Origin of the sequence: Rhodovibrio sodomensis, assembly GCF_016583645.1 — a bacterium.
Taxonomy (GTDB): Bacteria; Pseudomonadota; Alphaproteobacteria; order Kiloniellales; family Rhodovibrionaceae; genus Rhodovibrio; species Rhodovibrio sodomensis.
In genome coordinates this window covers 1-1,956 of the sequence record NZ_NRRL01000241.1, presented here as the reverse complement: position 1 = coordinate 1,956, position 1,956 = coordinate 1, and the positions used below count along the sequence as shown (strand labels likewise).

At 68.1% G+C, this 1,956-nt stretch carries 2 protein-coding genes; both read left to right on the top strand.

Annotation, left to right across the window (positions count from 1 at the left end):
* Positions 1-191: 191 nt before the first annotated feature.
* A complete protein-coding gene (locus CKO28_RS27430) occupies positions 192-749 on the top strand; it encodes a carboxymuconolactone decarboxylase family protein (RefSeq protein ID WP_200344674.1) in 558 nt (185 codons plus the stop codon).
* Positions 742-1,395: a DUF1684 domain-containing protein gene (locus CKO28_RS27425; protein ID WP_200344672.1), complete on the top strand. Its 654-nt coding sequence runs from the start codon at positions 742-744 to the stop codon at positions 1,393-1,395. Before CKO28_RS27430 ends, CKO28_RS27425 begins: the two co-directional genes overlap by 8 nt.
* Positions 1,396-1,956 lie beyond the last annotated feature (561 nt).

Sequence of the window (1,956 nt, the reverse complement as noted above, 5' to 3'; positions counted from 1 at the left end):
TCAGCTCGGAAACCCCCGGCGGCATGCTTTGCTTCCCCCTTCAAGGCACTCACGCTCACCTCACGCGTGTGTGACGGTAGCTTGGTACCCCGCCTGCGTCACGGGACCGTGATGCGATCGTGCTTTTCCCGGTCGACAGAAGACTGACTAGATTTGGCGCCCCGAGAGACAGCGAAACCGTGGGGCCCGCCATGACCTTCCTCCCCTCCCGGCCGTCCGGCACCCTGATCGACGCCTTCAAGGCCAACCCGGCCGCCGCCGTCCCCTTGCACCGCTTTGCGAACGCCATTATGCGTGGTCGTGGCCCGTTCACGCCCGCCCAGCGCGAAGCGATCGCCGCCCGGGTGTCCGCCGCCAACGGCTGCGGCTTCTGCCGGGACTCCCACCGGATCGCGGCGCTCGAATTGGGCATGGATGCCGACGCGCTCGAGGCGACCGTTTCCGCCGCCCAAAGCGCCCACCCGGACGGCGCGCTCCGGCCGGTTCTCGCCTACGTCGACAAGCTCAACGCCGTGCCCGATACCCTCGAAGCCGCGGATGTCGACGCGGTGCTGGCGGCCGGCTGGCCGGAAGCGGCCGTCGAGAGCGCCGCCCTGATCTGCGGCTTCTTCAACCTGATGAACCGCTGGGTCGAGGGCACCGGCATCGAGAACACCTCCGCGTCGGCGACCGCCGCCGGGCGCATGGTCGCCCGCCAGGGCTACGAAGCGATCAGCGACGCGCTCGCCCGGGAGGAGCTCCGTGGCTGAGACGGCGGATCCGCACATGACGCTGGCCCTCGCCGACTGGCGCCGCCGGGTCAACGAGCTCTACGCGGCCGTGCGCGTCGCGCCCGATCCCCAAGCCGCTTGGCGCATGTGGCGGGCGGAACGCGACGACCTCTTGGCGGTCCATGCGCAATCGCCGCTCTCGGAGGACCAGAAGCGGACGTTCACGGGGCTGACGGTGTTCGATTACGATCCGTCGTTTCGCTTCACCCCCGACCTCGATCCGGTCGCGGACGCCGCGGCCTACGGGATCGACATCGGCCAGGACGGCAGCATCAGCCTGCTGCCCTTCGCCCGGACGCGCGGGCTGGCGGACGCGCTCGGCGGCGAACTGACGCTGTACTGGATCGGCGGCTACGGCGGCGGCGTCTTCCTGCCGTTCGCGGATCCGCATACCGCCACCCATGGCGGGGGTCGCTATCTGCTGGACGGGATCAAGGGGGCCGACCTCGGCCGCACGGATGCCGGATCGCCGATCCTCGACTTCAACTTCGCGTACAATCCGTCGTGCGCCTACAACGGCCCAGAGCAGTCCACGGCGGGTTGGGTCTGTCCGCTTGCCCCCGCCGAGAACCACCTGCGGCACCCTGTTACCGTCGGCGAACAGAGCTTCCACAGGCCGACATAGGTCGGCCCCGGCGCAGGGGGCGGACGCCGGGGCCGGAAGCCGCACGCTCACCGCCGGCGAGGGGGTAGGCCGACGGGCATGAACAAGACGGCGTGCGGCCTATCGGGTGTGTGTGGTCCTGAAGTAGGCATCTTCGCGGTAGCTGGGTTTCCGTGACTGCTCACCCCCACCGGTGAGTAGGTCAGGCGGCGGCCGGTAGAATAACGGATTGGCCAGTAAGGACGCGCCGAATGGCGGCGAGCGGGCTCAAGCCGTATAGGCGGCCGGTGTCGACGACGGAGCGCACGCCGGCGTAGAAAGCAGCGCCCCATTCGGCGTTAAAGCCTTGCGTGATCTTGCGGTTATGCGGAGCTCCACATAACAGGAATTATGCGGAGCCCACGATTATGCGGAGTCCGCGGGCAAGAAAGGTCCGCAGCGTGGGTTGGAGACCGGATTCACTCTGCATAATCCGAAGGCCTGCTGTCCTTCTGTAGGTCTGCTGCCGCCCTTTCACACCGCTCTACATTCTGCGGGTCGAGGACGGGAGGCGCTGGAGCGAAGCTCAGACGTTGAACACCG

Coding starts and splice junctions, on each gene's coding strand:
- CKO28_RS27430 (WP_200344674.1), top strand. CDS start 192: ATGACCTTCCTCCCCTCCCGGCCGTCCGGCACCCTGATCGACGCCTTC.